Source organism: Gordonia sp. 852002-50816_SCH5313054-c, assembly GCF_001665925.1.
Lineage (GTDB): Bacteria > Actinomycetota > Actinomycetes > Mycobacteriales > Mycobacteriaceae > Gordonia > Gordonia jacobaea.
This window is the reverse complement of sequence record NZ_LZTE01000075.1, coordinates 55,323-71,781: the sequence shown is the minus strand read 5'-3', so window position 1 is coordinate 71,781 and position 16,459 is coordinate 55,323. Positions and strand designations below refer to the sequence as shown.

At 65.4% G+C, this 16,459-nt stretch carries 15 protein-coding genes; 7 read left to right on the top strand and 8 right to left on the bottom strand.

Features of this window, described 5'->3' with window-relative positions:
• Positions 1–82: 82 nt before the first annotated feature.
• Both A5788_RS19315 and A5788_RS19310 read right to left on the bottom strand, forming a co-directional pair.
• On the bottom strand, positions 83–364 hold the full coding sequence (locus A5788_RS19315; protein ID WP_049697786.1) for a cyclic-phosphate processing receiver domain-containing protein: 282 nt from the start codon (positions 362–364) through the stop codon (positions 83–85).
• 53 nt (positions 365–417) lie between these two features.
• Positions 418–951: a DUF1990 family protein gene (locus A5788_RS19310; RefSeq protein ID WP_049697787.1), complete on the bottom strand. Its 534-nt coding sequence runs from the start codon at positions 949–951 to the stop codon at positions 418–420.
• 67 nt (positions 952–1,018) lie between these two features.
• Between A5788_RS19310 and A5788_RS19305 the strand changes: the two genes are divergently transcribed.
• From A5788_RS19305 to A5788_RS19285, 4 genes are all read left to right on the top strand, one after another.
• Positions 1,019–2,080 (top strand): hypothetical protein, encoded by a 1,062-nt coding sequence (locus A5788_RS19305; protein ID WP_049697788.1) that lies wholly within the window; start codon positions 1,019–1,021, stop codon positions 2,078–2,080.
• 264 nt (positions 2,081–2,344) lie between these two features.
• A complete protein-coding gene (locus A5788_RS19295; RefSeq protein ID WP_049697790.1) occupies positions 2,345–2,992 on the top strand; it encodes an NUDIX hydrolase in 648 nt (215 codons plus the stop codon).
• A 115-nt stretch (positions 2,993–3,107) separates the two neighbouring features.
• Positions 3,108–3,662 carry a YceI family protein gene (locus tag A5788_RS19290; protein WP_049697791.1) on the top strand — a complete coding sequence of 185 codons (555 nt, stop codon included), beginning with the start codon at positions 3,108–3,110 and terminating at the stop codon, positions 3,660–3,662.
• Between the two features lie 210 nt (positions 3,663–3,872).
• Entirely contained in the window at positions 3,873–5,582 is a 1,710-nt protein-coding gene (locus A5788_RS19285; RefSeq protein WP_197494555.1) for an adenylate/guanylate cyclase domain-containing protein, read from the top strand.
• A gap of 11 nt (positions 5,583–5,593) precedes the next feature.
• Here the strand turns inward: A5788_RS19285 and A5788_RS19280 are convergent, their stop codons facing one another.
• The 3 genes from A5788_RS19280 to A5788_RS19270 form a co-directional block, all read right to left on the bottom strand.
• Positions 5,594–7,390: an alpha/beta hydrolase gene (locus A5788_RS19280; RefSeq protein ID WP_049697793.1), complete on the bottom strand. Its 1,797-nt coding sequence runs from the start codon at positions 7,388–7,390 to the stop codon at positions 5,594–5,596.
• Positions 7,390–7,608 (bottom strand): hypothetical protein, encoded by a 219-nt coding sequence (locus tag A5788_RS19275; protein WP_053117365.1) that lies wholly within the window; start codon positions 7,606–7,608, stop codon positions 7,390–7,392. The genes A5788_RS19280 and A5788_RS19275 overlap by 1 nt, the downstream gene beginning before the upstream one ends.
• Before the next feature lie 362 nt (positions 7,609–7,970).
• Positions 7,971–8,600 (bottom strand): alpha-ketoglutarate-dependent dioxygenase AlkB, encoded by a 630-nt coding sequence (locus A5788_RS19270; RefSeq protein WP_049697794.1) that lies wholly within the window; start codon positions 8,598–8,600, stop codon positions 7,971–7,973.
• Positions 8,601–8,794: 194 nt separating this feature from the next.
• On the opposite strand from A5788_RS19270, the gene A5788_RS19265 reads away from it, so the two are divergent.
• Together A5788_RS19265 and A5788_RS19260 are read left to right on the top strand one after the other, a co-directional pair.
• Positions 8,795–11,029 (top strand): MMPL family transporter, encoded by a 2,235-nt coding sequence (locus tag A5788_RS19265; RefSeq protein ID WP_049697795.1) that lies wholly within the window; start codon positions 8,795–8,797, stop codon positions 11,027–11,029.
• Between the two features lie 38 nt (positions 11,030–11,067).
• The gene (locus A5788_RS19260; RefSeq protein ID WP_156525563.1) at positions 11,068–11,724 is read left to right on the top strand and encodes a TetR family transcriptional regulator; all 657 of its coding nucleotides are present in this window, start codon (positions 11,068–11,070) and stop codon (positions 11,722–11,724) included.
• 9 nt (positions 11,725–11,733) lie between these two features.
• Here A5788_RS19260 and A5788_RS19255 read toward each other — a convergent pair whose 3' ends face one another.
• Positions 11,734–12,324 (bottom strand): TetR/AcrR family transcriptional regulator, encoded by a 591-nt coding sequence (locus A5788_RS19255; protein WP_049697797.1) that lies wholly within the window; start codon positions 12,322–12,324, stop codon positions 11,734–11,736.
• A 126-nt stretch (positions 12,325–12,450) separates the two neighbouring features.
• Here A5788_RS19255 and A5788_RS19250 point away from each other — a divergent pair, with 126 nt between their 5' ends.
• Positions 12,451–13,479 (top strand): NADP-dependent oxidoreductase, encoded by a 1,029-nt coding sequence (locus A5788_RS19250; RefSeq protein WP_049697798.1) that lies wholly within the window; start codon positions 12,451–12,453, stop codon positions 13,477–13,479.
• Positions 13,480–13,500: 21 nt separating this feature from the next.
• Here A5788_RS19250 and A5788_RS19245 read toward each other — a convergent pair whose 3' ends face one another.
• Both A5788_RS19245 and A5788_RS19240 read right to left on the bottom strand, forming a co-directional pair.
• The gene (locus A5788_RS19245) at positions 13,501–14,652 is read right to left on the bottom strand and encodes a pyridoxal phosphate-dependent aminotransferase (protein ID WP_049697799.1); all 1,152 of its coding nucleotides are present in this window, start codon (positions 14,650–14,652) and stop codon (positions 13,501–13,503) included.
• Positions 14,653–14,673: 21 nt separating this feature from the next.
• Positions 14,674–16,341, bottom strand: a complete 1,668-nt coding sequence (locus A5788_RS19240) for a DNA repair helicase XPB (protein WP_324288136.1) — start codon at positions 16,339–16,341, stop codon at positions 14,674–14,676.
• Positions 16,342–16,459 lie beyond the last annotated feature (118 nt).

Sequence of the window (16,459 nt, the reverse complement as noted above, 5' to 3'; positions counted from 1 at the left end):
CTCGAAAAAGACCATCCGGCTTGCCGGATGGTCTTTTGCTTTCGATGACGGTAGCCCGAACCCTTGAGTGCCTGGGACCGATTCAGCGGGTGACCCCAGGCCCGTAGCGCTCCGCCATTCCGACAAGCCATTCCACTCCGACGGGGTTCGAGCTGTGCACGCGCACGATCGGAGGCCATTGGTCGTGCTCGGACAGGTAGAGGGCGATCGGCCGCGTCGTGTCGTCGCCGCCGAGGTCGTGATCCAAGGACAACTCTTCTACGACCGCCTCGCTCCGCAAGATCGCCAAGGCTTCGGCGCTCGATCGGGCAACGGTCCAGGTGTCGTCGGGCGGGTCGCGTAAGTCATCGACGTAGAGGCGCATCGCCGTGACGCTACGGGCGGGAATGACTAGGGGCTACAGAATTTCGCTCGCGCTCATCCCCGCAAGCCGCCCCCGAGTCGCGCCATCGCGGCCAAGTATCGCCGGGTCATCAGCCGCTGAGCGAGACGCGCGACGGGACCGCCGAGGCGGGTGTACCAGCGGGCAGGACGAGAGAAGGCGCGGACCGTCGCGACCACCGAGCCGTCGGCTCGTAGCTCGACCGCGAACAACTCCTCGCCACTCTCCGGATGCCCGGGAAGTGTGCCGTAGGCGAACCCGGCACGATCCGGCTCGTCGACGACGTACACCACCCGACAAGGAATGCGAACCGGCCCGAGAAACCACGCGGTGAGGACGATGACGGTGCCGACCTGCGCCGACGTCGTACTCGCGTGAACCTGCAGCCCGGCACCTCGCTGCATGCCGTACCGGAGAACCGCGTCGCTGATCGTGTCGAAGTCGGACTGGCCGTGACCGACGAGGCGCTCAGCCCGTACGACGTGAGCACGCGCCGGAGGCGTGCCGCGGGTCGCGCCGACCTCGTCGTACGTGAACGGCTCAAGCTCCCAACGGCCGAGGTCGGACATCACGCCATTCTAGTGACCGAGTCCGATTTCGAACTCACGCTGCACCGTCACGCGCAACAATCGCCTCATGTCGGCTCGGCAAACAACCGTCCTCGTGCGCAGCGTCTACGGAACAGCGGCGGTGCAGTGGTTCCTCATCTTCGCGATCGGCACGATCCTCGTGACGCGTGCCTACCTGCGTCTGACCGGCTACCCGCAGATCGGAAACGGCACGCTGCACATCGCCCACGCACTGTGGGGCGGGGCGCTCATGATGCTCGCGCTGGTCTTCGGTTGGCTCCTGCTCGGTTCGACGCCTCGCGTCGTCGCGGTGGTGATGGGCGGTATCGGATTCGGGCTGTTCCTCGACGAAGTGGGCAAGTTCGTCACCAAGGACAACGACTACTTCTACGGTCCATCGGCCGAGATCATGTACCTGCTGGTGGTGCTGATCTTGCTGATCAGTCGGTTCGTCCGCGATCTCAAGCGACCATCGGTGCCCGAGGCGATCGCGAACGCAGCGGTGATCGCGGCCGACGGTGTGGCGCACGGACTTCCGGAGAGTCGACGCCGCCAGGCCGCCGACCTTCTTGACTTCGCCGAGGCGCGCGACGCCGATCCTGCACTCGTGGCGCACATTCGCGGTCTACTCGACGCGAGCGTCGACACCCCGGACCGGTTGACCCGGGTGCGTGCGCGTGCGCTCGCGTTGATCCCGAGCTTCTTCCGACGACGCTGGTGGTTGACGCTGATCGGCTGGCTGCTGGTCATCAGCTCCGCACTGACGGTCATCGTGGGTGCGCTCGCGCTGTACGTGAATCACCGTGACTACGGGATCTATCTCGAACTCAGTCGCGACCCCACCGCGGCATGGATTCTCTTCGTGAGCGGCGTGGTGACGCTCGCGTGCTCGGCGTCGGCGATGATCGGTCGCCGCCACACCGACCGCGTCTGGCCGCTGCGCGCGCTACGGATGGCGGCGCTCGTCTTCACTATGGCCAACGCCCTCGTCGACTTCGCGCTCGACGGCTTCGGAGCGCTCTACAACCTGGCGCTCGGTCTGTTCGCGCTGGCGATCATCGACTATCACCTGCGAGCGGCAGTCGCGCGGGCGAGCGCGAACCACGAGCACGGACAGCTACGCGTTTAGCGCCCCGAACCGCCCATGCTGCGCGCATAGAAGTTCAACCCCGGTCGGTTGCTCAGCGCGGCGAGAAGAACCAGGACGATGAGGGTGACAACGATCGCGGACATGATCTGCCTTGTCTGGGAGAAGTTTTCGATTCGCAAGTGCGTCAATGGTGGCCGATCGTCGTGGTGGAGAAAAGGTTCGCCGATGCAGATCACGCGTGCGTCGCCAGTGTGTGTGCAGGCACATCGGTTAGCGATTCTTCGACCGTGGTGAACTGAATGTGTGACATCCATCGATCGCACGATCGCCACCGATCGCATCGCAGCACTTGAACGTCGCGTCGTCGACGATCCGGAAGCCCGACCTGCCGCGGTCGCCATCGTGATCTCGAATCAAGCCGACCGACAGGGGATCTGGGTTCTGCGCCGCCCACTGACCATGCGTCGCCATGCCGCACAGTTCGCAGTTCCCGGCGGACGCCTCGACCCGGGAGAGGGGATCGTCGACGCCGCGCTACGGGAACTGCACGAGGAACTCGGGGTAGCGCTCGACACCGACGACGTACTCGGACTGCTCGACGACTATCCGACGCGATCGGGCTTCGTGATGACGCCCGTCGTCTGCTGGGCGCCGGACGACGCGCCGCCTCCGACGCCGAGCCCCGACGAGGTGTCGGAACTGTTCTTCGTGCCTCTCGACGACCTACTCGACGAACCACGGTTCATCGCGATCCCCGAATCGCCGCGTCCGGTCATCCAACTCCGTATCCCAGGGCTGCGCCGCGACCCCGACGACTACTCGCCGAGCGGTCACTCCGCGTTGCTCCACGCACCGACAGCAGCGGTGATCTATCAGTTCGTCGAGGTCGTCCTGCGAGGTCGCGACACCCGCGTCGACGGCTTTGAGCAGCCAGTATTCGCCTGGAAATAAAAACTTTGCCCCGGTGGAATGAAATCGGACCGCGGTCCGTTTAGAATGAGCGATGGGCCGAGAAGACGGTCCACGGACCACAACCCGAAACGACAAGAAGCCGAGGAGTTTCACCATGACCACAAGCACCGTCAAGGCCCCCATCGAGGCCGGCGTCTGGAACATCGATCCCACCCACTCGACCGTCGGCTTCGTCGTGAAGCACCTGATGGTGAGCAAGGTTCGCGGCAAGTTCGAGTCGTTCAGCGGAACCATCACCGTCGCCGAGGACGGCACCCCTTCGGTGCAGGCCGAGATCGACGTCACGACCATCACCACCGGAAACCCGCAGCGTGACGGCCACATCAAGTCGGCCGACTTCTTCGACGCCGATCAGTTCCCCAAGGCGACCTTCGTCTCGACCAGCGTGCGCCCCGACGGTGACAACTTCGTGCTCACCGGCGACTTCACCCTGCACGGCGTGACCAAGTCGGTCGACCTCGCACTCGAGTTCAACGGATCGAACCCGGGCATGGGCCAGGGCGCTGTTGCCGGCTTCGAGGCAACCACCGTGATCAACCGCAAGGACTTCGGCATCGACATCGAGATGCCCCTCGAGGGTGGCGGCGTCGTCGTCGGCGACAAGGTCACCATCAACCTCGAGATCGAGGCGCTCAAGGCGCAGGCCTGATCCCTTCAAGACCACTCGTGCGATGAGTCGATGACCTCGACATGACGTACGAGTCCACGGCCGGTGCCGTTCCCGTTAGTCCCCCGGGTGCGGCGCCGGCCTTTTTGGCGTTTCGGCTTGCGTCGTCACACACGATCGAGTTCTGATCGCGGCATTTCGCCTGTCACAATGAACTGTCTTATGTGACACAACAGGCAGAAAGGCGCCTCGGTGCATCCGCAACGCTCCCGCGACCACGATGACAGGTGGTCTCGCGCGCGGCGTCGGTACTCCACATTCGTGTGGGGCGTCGAGCGACCTCCGACGTTGCGCGAATGGGGTGGCATCGGCCGGGCGGAGCGTATTCGGCTCGCCCGCCGCGCGAGCGTGATCGCCGGTTCGGCAATCGTCGGCAGCAACGTGCTCGTCGGCCTCGAGACGTTCCTGCTGGTCCAGCTCGCGTACAACGGTGGCCAGATGACGTTCGCCACGACGCTGGGCGCACCGAACTTCCCGGCCGTCGTCGCAGCGATCGGTGTTGGCCTCGTGGTCAATGTGGTGCTGGTCTTCGCGGTGATGGTGCCGCAGTTGCGCTGGTTCATCAGCGGCGAGCAGGCCGATCGGGAGCGTCGACGATCCGTCCAACGAATTCCGTTCGCGCAGGCTGCGGCGACGATTGTCGGCTGGCTACTGGCCGTGCTCAGCTACGTGTTGCTGTCGTTGGACAGGCTCAGCGCCGACGACCTGCTCGGCGTCGCGGTCGCCTTCGCGCTTGCCGGTCTGTCGATCGGATGCCTCACCTACCTCTTCGCCGAACGCTCGGCCCGCCCGCTACTGATCATTGCGCTGCAGGATCACCCGGCGACCCATGCGGTGCAGGGCGTGCGAGCCCGTATGGCAGCGGTGTGGGCGATCAGTTGCCTCGTGCCGATGAGCGGATTGCTGATCATCAACCTCGGGAGGGGATCGGGACTGTTGCCCCCGGCTGCCGGCCGGATCGATTGGACGACGGTGGTGCTGGCCGCAGTCGGCCTCGCTGCGGGAGTGCGCGTCATCATGCTGGTCGGGCAGGCCATCATCGATCCGCTCACCGAACTGCGGCACGCGGTGCAGCGGGTCCAGGATGGCGACCTCACCACCCACGTCGACGTGTACGACTCGTCGGAGCTCGGCGTGCTGCAGCACGGCTTCAACGAGATGGTGGAGGGCCTCGACGAACGTGAGCGGATGCGTGAACTGTTCGCGCGGCACGTCGGCGACACCGTCGCGCAACTCGCCATCGAACACGGCGCAGGGATGCACGGATCGAACTGTCAGGTCGGGGTGCTGTTCGTCGACATCGTCGGATCCACGACGCTGGCCGAGCATCGGGCGCCGGAAGATACCGCGGCGCTGCTCAACTCGTTCTTCTCCGTTGTCGCCGATGTGGTCGATAGACACGGCGGCTTCGTCAACAAATTCGAGGGCGACGCGGCGCTTGCTGTGTTCGGTGCCCCTGTCGAACTCGACGACCCCGCGGCCGCGGCACTCGCCGCCGCGCGCGACCTCGCCAGGGGCCTGACCGAGGCGCTCGAGATCCGGTGGGGGATCGGGGTTTCCTACGGAACCGTGTTCGCCGGCAACATCGGTGCCGAACGGCGCTACGAGTACACCGTGATCGGCGACCCGGTCAACGAGTGTGCCCGTCTGTCGGAGGCGGCCCGCAGCGGTCGGTATCCGGTTCTTGCCAGCGGCGACGCGATAAACGCGTCGGAGGACGAGAGCGAACACTGGACGGCGGTTGATCGTCGAGTGGTGCGCGGGCGCAGTGAGATCACCGAGATGTATGCCCCGATCGGCCTCGACGGCCAGACCCCGTTGTCGATCGGCGGGTTGATCTCCGGACTGCTCGGCCCCGCGATCCGGATGGCGACGGGCTCGTCCAAACACTCCGATAAGTGAACGCGCGCAGCTTATTTCGGTAGGCGCAGCGGGATGTCGGGAAGGCCGAGCACGTCGATCAGGACCGCGGGCGGCAGGTGCTTCAGTGCCCCGACGAGGGGCATGTCTGGTGCTCGATAGACGTACGGTGTTGGTTGCTCGCCGACGATGACGCGCGCGATGTTGTTGAAGGCATCGGAGTTCGGGTCGTCCCAGTAGTCGCCGTGGCCTGCGGTGCCTTCCACGAGCCGCCGGGGATGCTGTCCGTCACCACCGAAATAACCCGAATCCATGCGCGTCACACCAGGGGCGGTGTCGGGATCGGCGCCGTGCGGGTTGCCGGGTAGCGACTGGATGCCCTGGATGAGGTCGCCCGGTGCGGTCATCGAGAACCGCTCGACGCGCGGATTGGCGTTGTCCCACCCGCCCTCGAACACTCCGGTGCCCGCCGACGACGCATAGATCACCCGATCGGCGCGCAGTCCCAACTGTTCGGCCGATCCGACGACCGAACCCCCGTAGGAGTGGCCGATGAACGTGGTCTTCGCGTCGGGGGCGTGGCGGGCGATCTCGGCGTCGAGTTCACGACCGAAATCGACGAGTCCCGGTGCCATGCTGCGAGCGAAGACGGGGTCGGCTGCAGAATTGTCCAAGGACTTCTCCATCCCCGACCGGATGCCGTCCCGCGCACCCGGCATGCCGTCGCGCAGCCCGCCCTCCAGTCCGTCGAGCGCGGCGGAGGGCGCACCCTCGTAACCCATCTTCTGCGGCAGTTCACCGTTCATATAGACGAAGACCGGCCCGTCGGTTTGCTTTGCGAGGTTCCACGCGGAGTTGCTGTTGCGCAGGCTGCCATTCATGTTGCTGTTCGTTCCGGGTACCACCACCGCAGCGTTACGTGTGTCCTTGTTGAAAGTGCCGATCATCTCGATGAACCGGCCGTTGCCGGTGTTGTCGAATGCGATGAATCTGCGCTCGGTCTTGTTGTCGTCGGCGAGGTAGGCGCCTGCGTTGTCGCGGTCGATCGCGGAGGCAGGGTCGTTCTTCTGTCGCAGGAAGTCGGTCAGCATCTGTGCGCGTTGACCCTCACCACGTCCGGCTGCGATCTCCGCTGCCAGTGCGGTGCGGATGTTGATCTCGTTGGCATCGGCGCGGGTGTCGAACGGCACGCCGTCGAGGTTGCCCATGACGTTCGGATCGGCCTGGATCAGACGACGCACGTCGGTGGGACTCATTGACTCCAGGTACTGGCGTCGGTGTTCGGCGGGTAGGTTACGCAGATCGGCGACCACCCGGTCCGGGTCGGCGCGGGTGCCGCCGGGCAGCGTGACGTCGGGCTGTCCGTTGACCATGGCTGCGATGTCGGATGCCAATTCGCCGATCCGACGGCCGTAGTCGGTGTCGAATTCGGTGAGGGTGTCGATGCCGATGGCGATCCGGTTCTCGCGGACGAAGGCGTTCATGTCCTCGTCGGGATCGGCGTGGGTCACCTCGCCGGTGTCGGACACGGTGAACCCGTCGGCGATCGCGTTGTCGACCTCGCGGATCAGATACGCCCGTGCATGGGCGATGTCTGTGGCGGCGTCCTTGGCCTCGTCGGCGATCTGGTTCAGCACATTACGTACCTCGGAGGCGTGGTCGCGTTCTTCGGTGATCCGCATCTGCGCGGCGTCGTGGGTTGCGCCTCGCCACGAGGCGGCGTCGTTCAGTGATCGCTCGACTGCCGCGAGGGACGTGTCGAGCGTCTGAGCCGCGGCCTGTGCGGCCGCGCCTGCGGCCGAGATCGCGTTGGTACTCCATCCGCGCACCGCTGAGATGGTCGGTTTCATCAGCGGGTCGGCACACTGCGTAGGGATGCCGCTGCGCGATCGTCGCGATCGATCGCCATGGCGTTGAACGTGACGAGCGAATCGGCCAGTGTCGCAAGTCGAGCCGAGATCGAGGCGATCGTCGGAACCGCCGAGGTCGACGCCGAGTGAAGTGCCGTCGTCACGTCACTCATCGCACCGGACACCGACGACAGCGCGTCGAGTTTCAGATCCGCCACGACCTTCGATTCACGTCGCCATGCACTCGCGGTCTGTTCGATCTCCTCGGGTCGAACACCGAAAGGTGCTCGGGCAGAGGAGGATTGGTCAGTGTCTGATCGATTAGGGCCGGGTCCAGGAGTAGGGGTGCTGTCCTCGCGGTCCGGCTTCCTCGCTCTGTTGAGGAGTTCGGCCAAACCTTCTCCGATGACATCCGCCATGCCATCGAGCGGCAGTTGAGGTGCTGTCACGTGTCGGTCCCCCTGATGTCACGGTCAGATGTTCCCGTCGGCTGGCACCGACGGCACAGACTCTGACGCACCCAAGGGGGCAAAGGTTCCAAAAATCTTTGGGTTCCAAAGATCTTCTGGGAGTCTCCCGCTCACCACACGCCGGGTGGGCGGAACTGCACGCTCATTCGCGCCCCGACGCCGCGGACTTTCGGCACCGCGTGCTCCCAGGTGCGTTGACAACTCCCGCCCATCACCAACAGATCGCCCGCCGACAACGTGAATTTCAACGACGCTCCGCCTCCGCGCGGACGCAGTGCCAACGGGCGCGGTGAGCCGAGGGAGACGATCGCGACCATCGTGTCGTGCGTGGCGCCACGCCCGAACCGGTCGCCGTGCCACGCAACCGAATCCGACCCGTCGCGATACAGGCACAGGCCCGCGGTCACGAAGCCCTCGCGCAACTCGTCGCGGTAATGCGCTGTCAGGGCCGCTCGCGCGTCGGCGAGTAACGGGTCGGGGAGTTCGTCACTCGCCTGGTAATTGCAGACCAGACGCGGGACGTCGACAACCCTGTCGTACATCCGACGACGCTCTGCCCGCCACGGAACGACGTCGCGCAGAGCGTCGAAGAGGTCGGTGCTGCCTGCGATCCATCCCGGCCGCAGATCTACCCACGCGCCGTTGGTCAGGACTCGACGCTCGACGTGCGATCCGAGATCGCGCAGCCGCGGTGACTCGGCGTCGAGGTCGAAGATCGATCCCTGGACTCCTGCGCTCATGGACGTCAGCCTACACCGATATCGAACGTGTGTTCGCAATGTAGTCGCAGGCGCTCGCGTGGGACGTCGCTCACAATCGCGGCTCGGAGGTGGCACATCGGCCGGAACGATCTGTATACCGGAGCACAAGTGTTAGCAACTAACACTTCTTAGTTGCTACCGGAATGTCGGAGTCTTCTCGAGGGAGTGCACAGATGGCGTCGTTGTTGTTTCGGGTGGGACGGTTCTCGTTCCGCCACAAGTGGTGGGTGATCGGGGCCTGGGTGGTCATCGCCGCGTTGCTCATCGGGCTAGTGGGCGCGTTGAATCCGAAGTTCGCGAAAGACTTCGAGCTTCCAGGAACCGACTCCGGGACCGCGACCTCGCAGGTCGAGGAGTACTTCCCCGAGGCGATGAAGCAGCAATCGCAGGCGTCGACCAGCGTCCTCGTCGCCGCGGACGACGGGCTGGCCGCCCATTCCGGTCAGATCGACGCACTCGTCGCCGACCTGCACACCCTGCCCGACCTCACCGACAAGGCAACGGTGCTGAACCCGGTCACCGTCGCCGCGGCCAAACCCGAGCTCGCGTCGTCGGTTCTCGGTGACGGCGGCAAGGTCGGTTTGATCCAGGTGCGGCAGAACATCGAGCTGACCGACCTCACCGTCGAGAACAAGAAGCAGTTGACCGACATCCTCGAGAAGCATCGGGGCAATGGCCTGCAGGTCGAGGCCACGGGCTCGCTGATGAGTGTCATGGAGGCGGGCGGCAAGGCCGAGCTGATCGGTTTCGCTGTCGCCTTCGTGGTGATGATCGTCGCCTTCGGGGCGCTGGTCGCCGCGTTCATCCCGCTGATCACCGGACTGATGGGCGTGATGATCACCATCATGCTGCTGCGGCTGAGCGCCGAGGTCATGACGGTCAACGAGACCGCGACCGCGATCGTCACCATGCTCGGCATCGCCGTGTCGATCGACTACGCGCTGTTCATCGTCTCGCGCTACCGCGGCGAGGTGAAACGCGGCGGAGACAGGGCCGACGCCGCGGGTCGCGCGGTCGGTACGGCAGGCTCCGCGGTGGTCTTCGCCGGTTTGACCGTGATCATCGCTGTCGTCGCGCTGATGGTGGTCGGGATCCCGCTGATCACCCAGATGGGGGCGGGCGCCGCCGTCGCGGTGTTCATGGCCGTGATCGCCGCGCTCACCCTGATCCCCGCGCTGCTCGGCGCCGTCGGACGTTTCGCGTTCACCCCGCGCATCCCGTGGATCAAGCACGCAGAAGAATCCGACACCGCCGACACCAACGGAGTTCGCTTCGGCCGCATGGTGGTTCGACGACCGATCCCGTTCATCGTCGCGGGTCTCGCGGTGCTGGTGCTCGCGGCGATCCCGGTCGGCAAGCTGCAACTGGGACTCTCGCTCTCCAGCGACGACGAGGCCCCCGCCCAGGCGCTGCTGCAGCGCGGCTTCGGTGAGGGCATCAACGGCCCGCTGCTCGTCGTGCTGCACTCCGAGGACGGCACGGTGGAGAAGGCTGCCACCGAGACCGTCGCGCACATCAAGTCGCTGCCCGACGTCGCCAATGCGTCGACGATGACGTGGCTGGGCAACGGCACACCGCAGCCGAATGTCGGGGCAACCGCCGCGCTGATCTCGGTGACGCCCGAGAGCGCGCCGTCGGATCAGGCGACGCACGACCTCATGGAGCAGATCCGCGCGTTCAGCCCCGAGGCTCAGCGGGCGGGGGCAGAGCTGCACGTCGGTGGCCAGACGGCGATCATGTCCGACCTGTCCGCCAAACTCGACAAGGCGCTGATCCCATATCTGATCGTGGTGGTCGGGTTGGCATTCCTGATCATGATCGCGGTGTTCCGGTCGATCTGGGTCCCGCTGATCGGAACGATCGGCTTCATCTTCTCGGTGTTGGCGACGTTCGGTGTGACGGTCGCGATCTTCCAAGAGGGTTGGTTCGGTCTGATCGACAACACCAAGCCGATCCTGTCGTTCCTCCCGATCTTCCTGATCGGCGTGGTGTTCGGCCTCGCGATGGACTACCAGGTGTTCCTGGTGACGCGAATACGCGAGGAGTACATCCACGGGATGAGTGCGAAGGACGCGATCATCGCCGGCTACCGGCACGGTGCGCGTGTCGTCACATCGGCGGCGATCATCATGATCAGCGTGTTCGCCGCGTTCATGCTCTCGCCCGACACGACGGCCAAGATGCTCGGCTTCTCGCTGGCAACAGCGGTCCTGTTCGACGCCTTCATCATTCGCATGATGGTCGTGCCCGCTGTGATCACTTTGCTGGGCGATAGGGCATGGGGTCTGCCACGATGGCTGGACAAGCTGGTTCCCAACCTCGACATCGAGGGTGAGAAGGTGCGCGACCGAGGCATCCCGCAGGCGAGCACCGACGAACCTCGCGAGGTGGCCGCGGCGTCGAGTTGAGCGGACTGGGATAAAGAGTAGATAGGGAGAGCACTGCGATGACCGAGGCGACGAGTACGGCAGCGATGGCTTCCGCGCCCGCCTCGGTCTCGCATGCGCCAGCCGCCCCGGTGCCGCCGATCGGGTTGCGCGAGAAGCACAAACGTCGTACCAGGGCGGCGATTCGGGCGGCGGCGATGGAACTCTTCGACGCCAACGGCTACGCCCAGACGACGGTCGCCCAGATCGCCGAGGCGGCCGACGTCTCGCACACCACCTTCTTCCGTTACTTCCAATCCAAGGAGCAGGTGGTCATCAGCGATGACCTCGACGACGAGTGGCAGGCGGTCCTCGAGGCAATCCCGCCGGGGCTCGGCCGATTCGATCTGCTCCGCGCGATGGTGCGGGGACTGGTCGAGTTGGTGTTGGCCGACGACTGGGCGTCGGACCCGGCTCGCATGAAGCTCATCCAGTCCGAGCCCGCGCTGCTGCTGGTCAATCAGATCGAATCCGACCGCGCGATCTCGGAGGCGGCAGATTTCATCGCCGACTATCTCGGCGTGGAGCGCGACAATCCACGGTTACGCGTCTTCATCGCGGCGGTCGGCGGCATGATATTCCACATCGCCAACGGCACCGAGGACGTGCGCGACGGCAGATTCCTCGAGACGCTTCTCGAGGCGATCGACCTGCTGGAGCAGGGCCTACCGCTGTGAGTTCGCGCGCTACGCAGACGTGCCGAGTGCGCTGGTCGCTGCGTCGACCGTGCGTGCCGCTTCGTCGGGATTGATGCGCGCGAGGCACTGCGCAGCGATGATCGCGGCGACGGTGAGTCGTGTGTGATGGTCGACGATGTTCGACGACGCGTCGGGCATGCGTGCCGCGATGCCGCGTCGGACAGCGTCGGACAACATCGCCCGATAGTTCTCGATGACGCTGTGCACCGCATCGTCGGCGCCGATCGGTGTCGCCGACGCGGTGAGTATGAGGCATCCCGACGGCGTCGCAGCGTCGGCCGCCGACGCTGCCGTGATGGCGTCGCGCAGTTCCGAGAGGTACGAGCAGATGGCGTCGGGGTGCACGTCGTCGCGGTTCAGCTCGGTCAGCAGCGGTGTGACGATGGTGGTCAGGTAGTCGTCGACCGCGGCGTCGAACAGTCCGCGCATGCTGCCGAACGCGTGATAGATGCTGGAGCGGCCGACACCTGACGCGGACTCGACGTCGGCAACCGAGACGTCGCTGAAACCCTTCTGCCAGAACAGGTCTCGAGCAGAAGCGATGAGTTCGGTCGAATCGAACGTTGCTGTGCGTCCCACGGCTGCCTCCTCGCACTGATTTTGCAACGATCATTCTACTATGCCTATAGTGCAATGAACAGTCCAGAATGTGCCCTGAACCAGAATGTGCCTTGACTGCGCACGCACACCGAGGAGAGTGGAGACATGACCGCAACCAGTACCCAGATCCAGTTGGTGTCCCGTCCGGTCGGATGGCCGAAGCAGTCCGATTTCCGCACCGTGACAGTCGTTCTCGACGATCTCGAGCCGGGTGAGGTGCGCGTGGCCAACGAGTTCATGTCCGTCGACCCGTACATGCGCGGGCGGATGATCGACACCCGCAGCTATGTTCCGCCTTTCAAGCTCGACGAGACGATGACCGGGGGCGCTGTGGGGCGCGTCGTCGAATCTCGCTCCGATGACGTGCCGGTCGGCGCGTTGGTGCTGCATCAGTACGGTTGGCGCGACGTCGCGCAAGGTCCGGCGAAGGCGTTCACCGTGCTACCGGAGCCGCCGTCAGATGCCAACGGCGACAGGGCGTTCGACTCGTCGCTCTATCTCGGTGTGCTCGGCATGACGGGTCTGACCGCCTACGTCGGCCTGACCGAGATCGCGAAGATGAAGCCGGGCGACATCGTGTTCATCTCCGGCGCCGCGGGTGCCGTGGGGACCGCCGCGGGCCAGATCGCACGACTGCTCGGCGCCAAGGCGGTCATCGGCTCGGCGGGTAGCGACGAGAAGGTCGAATTGCTCACCGGCCGTTACGGATTCGATGCTGCGGTCAACTACAAGGACGGCCCGATCCGCAAGCAGCTGCGCGCAGCCGCTCCCGACGGCATCGACGTCTACTTCGACAACGTCGGCGGCGACCACCTCGAGGCAGCCCTCGACGCATTCAACGACGGCGGGCGTGCGGCGCTCTGCGGGGCGATCGTCAGCTACAACTCCACCGAGCGGGTCCCCGGCCCGGACAACATGTCCAACATCATCACCCGCGCACTGACGCTGACCGGCTTCACCGTGGGGCATCACTTCGACAAGGCTCCGGAGTTCACCGCCAAGATGTCGGAGTGGCTTGCGGCCGGCGACGTGGTCTTCGACGAGACCGTCGTCGACGGCATCGACCACGCGATCGACGCCTTCCTCGACATGATGCGCGGCGCGAACGTCGGAAAGATGGTCGTGCGTCTGTAGGTGAGGGCTGTCGGGTGACGGTCAGAGTGTCCGCAGCCGCCGCGCGGCCTCGGCGATGACGTCGTCGCGTTTGGAGAATGCGAAGCGCACCATGTGTTTCCACGGCTCCTTGTCGTCGGCGAAGACGCTGACCGGCACCGCCGCGACCCCGATCCGCTCGGGTAGTGTGCGGCAGAACTCGACGCCATCGTCGTACCCGAGCGGCCGCGGGTCGGCGCAGACGAAATAGGTTGCCTCGCTGCGATGTACGTCGAACCCGGAGTCGACGAGCGCGGAGGTGAGGAGGTCACGCTTGGCCTCGAGCTCTGCCGCGGACTTGCGCACCCACTCCATCTCGTTGTCGAGTGCGACGGCAACCGCGGGCTGAAAGGGTCCCGACCCGACGTAGGTCATGAACTGCTTGGCCGCGCGTGCCGCCGCGACCAGTTCGGGCGGGCCGCTGATCCAGCCGACCTTCCAGCCGGTGCAGTTGAATGTCTTTGCGGCGCTGGAGATTCGCAGGGTTCGTTCGCGCATTCCGGGTAGCGTCGCCAGCGGGGTGTGGGTGCGGCCGTCGAACAGGAGGTGCTCGTACACTTCGTCGGTCACAGCGACGACGTCGTGCTCGATGCACAGGCGCGCGATCTCGGCGAGGTCATCGTCGGAAAGCACCGTCCCGGTGGGGTTGTGCGGTGAATTGACCAGCACGACAGAGGTGTTCGGTCCGAAAGCGTCGGCAAGCCGTTCGCGGTCGAGCCGGAATCCGTCGCCGTCGGCGATGAGCGGGACGACGCGTCGAACCCCTCCCGCCATCGCAACCGTTGCGGCATAGGAGTCGTAGTACGGCTCGATCATCACCACTTCGCGCCCGGGCTCGACCAGCCCGACGATCGCGCCCGCGATGGCCTCGGTGGCGCCGACGGTGATGAGCACCTCGGAGTCGGCGTCGTAGTCGAGACCGTAGTGCTCACGCTGGTGCCGCGCGACGGCGTGACGCAGCGCGGGGACACCGATGCCCGGCGGGTACTGGTTGTGTCCGGTCGAGATCGCGTCCTTCGCGGCGGCCAACATCGATGCGGGCCCGTCGGTGTCGGGGAAACCCTGGCCGAGGTTCACTGCATCGTGAGCCACGGCCAGCGCCGACATCTCGGCGAAGATCGTGCTGGAGAACGGACGAAGGCGCTCGACGGTCATGGGGTCAAGGCTAACCGTGGATCAGTCCACGGACTCCTCGCCGATGGCCGGGCCGAGCAGGTCGTCGGCGTCGGTGATGCGGTACGCGTAACCCTGCTCGGCGAGGAAACGCTGCCGGTGGGCGGCGTAGTCGGCGTCGAGGGTGTCGCGCGACACCACCGAATAGAAGTGCGCCTGGCCCCCATCCTTCTTGGGGCGCAACAGACGACCGAGTCGCTGTGCCTCCTCCTGGCGAGACCCGAACGTGCCCGACACCTGCACCGCGACCGACGCCTCCGGCAAATCGATCGAGAAGTTCGCGACCTTCGAGACGACGAGCGTCTGCAGCTCTCCCGAGCGGAAGCGGTCGAACAGCGCCTCGCGCTCCTTGTTCTTAGTCGAACCCTGGATCACCGGGGCGTCGAGTTCACGGCCGAGTTCTTCGAGCTGGTCGATGTACGCGCCGATGACCAGCGTCGGCGACCCCGCATGCTTGGCGAGGATCGACTTCACGACGTTGACCTTGGTGTGCGCCGTCGAGCAGAGCTTGTACTTCTCCTCGTTCTCGGCGACCGCGTACTGCAGGCGTTCCTCGTCGGTGAGCGTCACGCGCACCTCGACACAGTCGGCGGGCGCGATCCAGCCCTGCGCCTCGATGTCCTTCCACGGAGCGTCGTAGCGCTTGGGTCCGATGAGGCTGAATACGTCGCCCTCACGGCCGTCCTCGCGCACGAGCGTCGCGGTCAAACCGAGTCGACGCCGCGACTGCAGGTCGGCGGTCATGCGGAACACGGGCGCGGGCAGCAGATGCACCTCGTCGTAGACGATGAGGCCCCAGTCGCGGGAGTCGAACAGATCGAGATTCTTGTACTCGCCCTTCGACTTTCGCGTCATCACCTGATAGGTCGCGATGGTGACGGGACGAATCTCCTTGCGCTCACCCGAATACTCGCCGATCTCCTCCTCGGTGAGCGACGTACGCGCGATGAGCTCACGCTTCCACTGCCGTCCCGCAACGGTATTCGTCACCAGGATGAGCGTCGTCGCCTGCGCTTTGGCCATCGCCGCGGCACCGACCATCGTCTTGCCCGCACCACAGGGCAGCACGACGACGCCCGAGCCGCCCGCCCAGAACGAGTCGGCGGCCATCTCCTGATAGTCGCGCAGATGCCACTCGTCCTGCTCCAGCTCGATCGGATGTGCCTCACCGTCGACGTAGCCGGCGAGATCCTCCGCGGGCCAGCCCACCTTCAGCAGCACCTGCTTGAGCCGACCACGCTCCGACGGATGCACCACGACGGTGTCGTCGTCGATCCGCGCACCGAGCATCGGCGCGACCTTCTTGTTGCGCAGGATCTCCTCGAGGACCGCGCGGTCGAAGCTGACCAGGGTCAGCCCGTGCACCGGACTCTTGACAAGCTGCAGCCGACCGAACCGACCCATCGTGTCGACGATGTCCATGAGCAGCGGCTGCGGGACGGCATACCGCGAAAACGAGACGAGAGCATCGACGACCTGCTCGGCGTCATGCCCGGCCGCGCGCGCGTTCCAGAGCGCCAACGGCGTCACCCGGTAGGTGTGCACATGCTCAGGAGCGCGCTCGAGCTCGGCGAACGGGGCGATCGCTCCACGCGCCGCCGCCGCGTCGGGATGATCCACCTCGAGCAGCAGCGTCTTGTCGGATTGCACGATCAGGGGTCCATCAGTCACCCGCGCCATTGTATAAGGGTTCATCTGCGCGGCTCGTGGCTGCGTCGTGTGCCACCGGCCGACGTGTGTCCCTTATGCCCGTTAAATGACACTGTTCTGCGTGGCTGTCGCGGCGTAG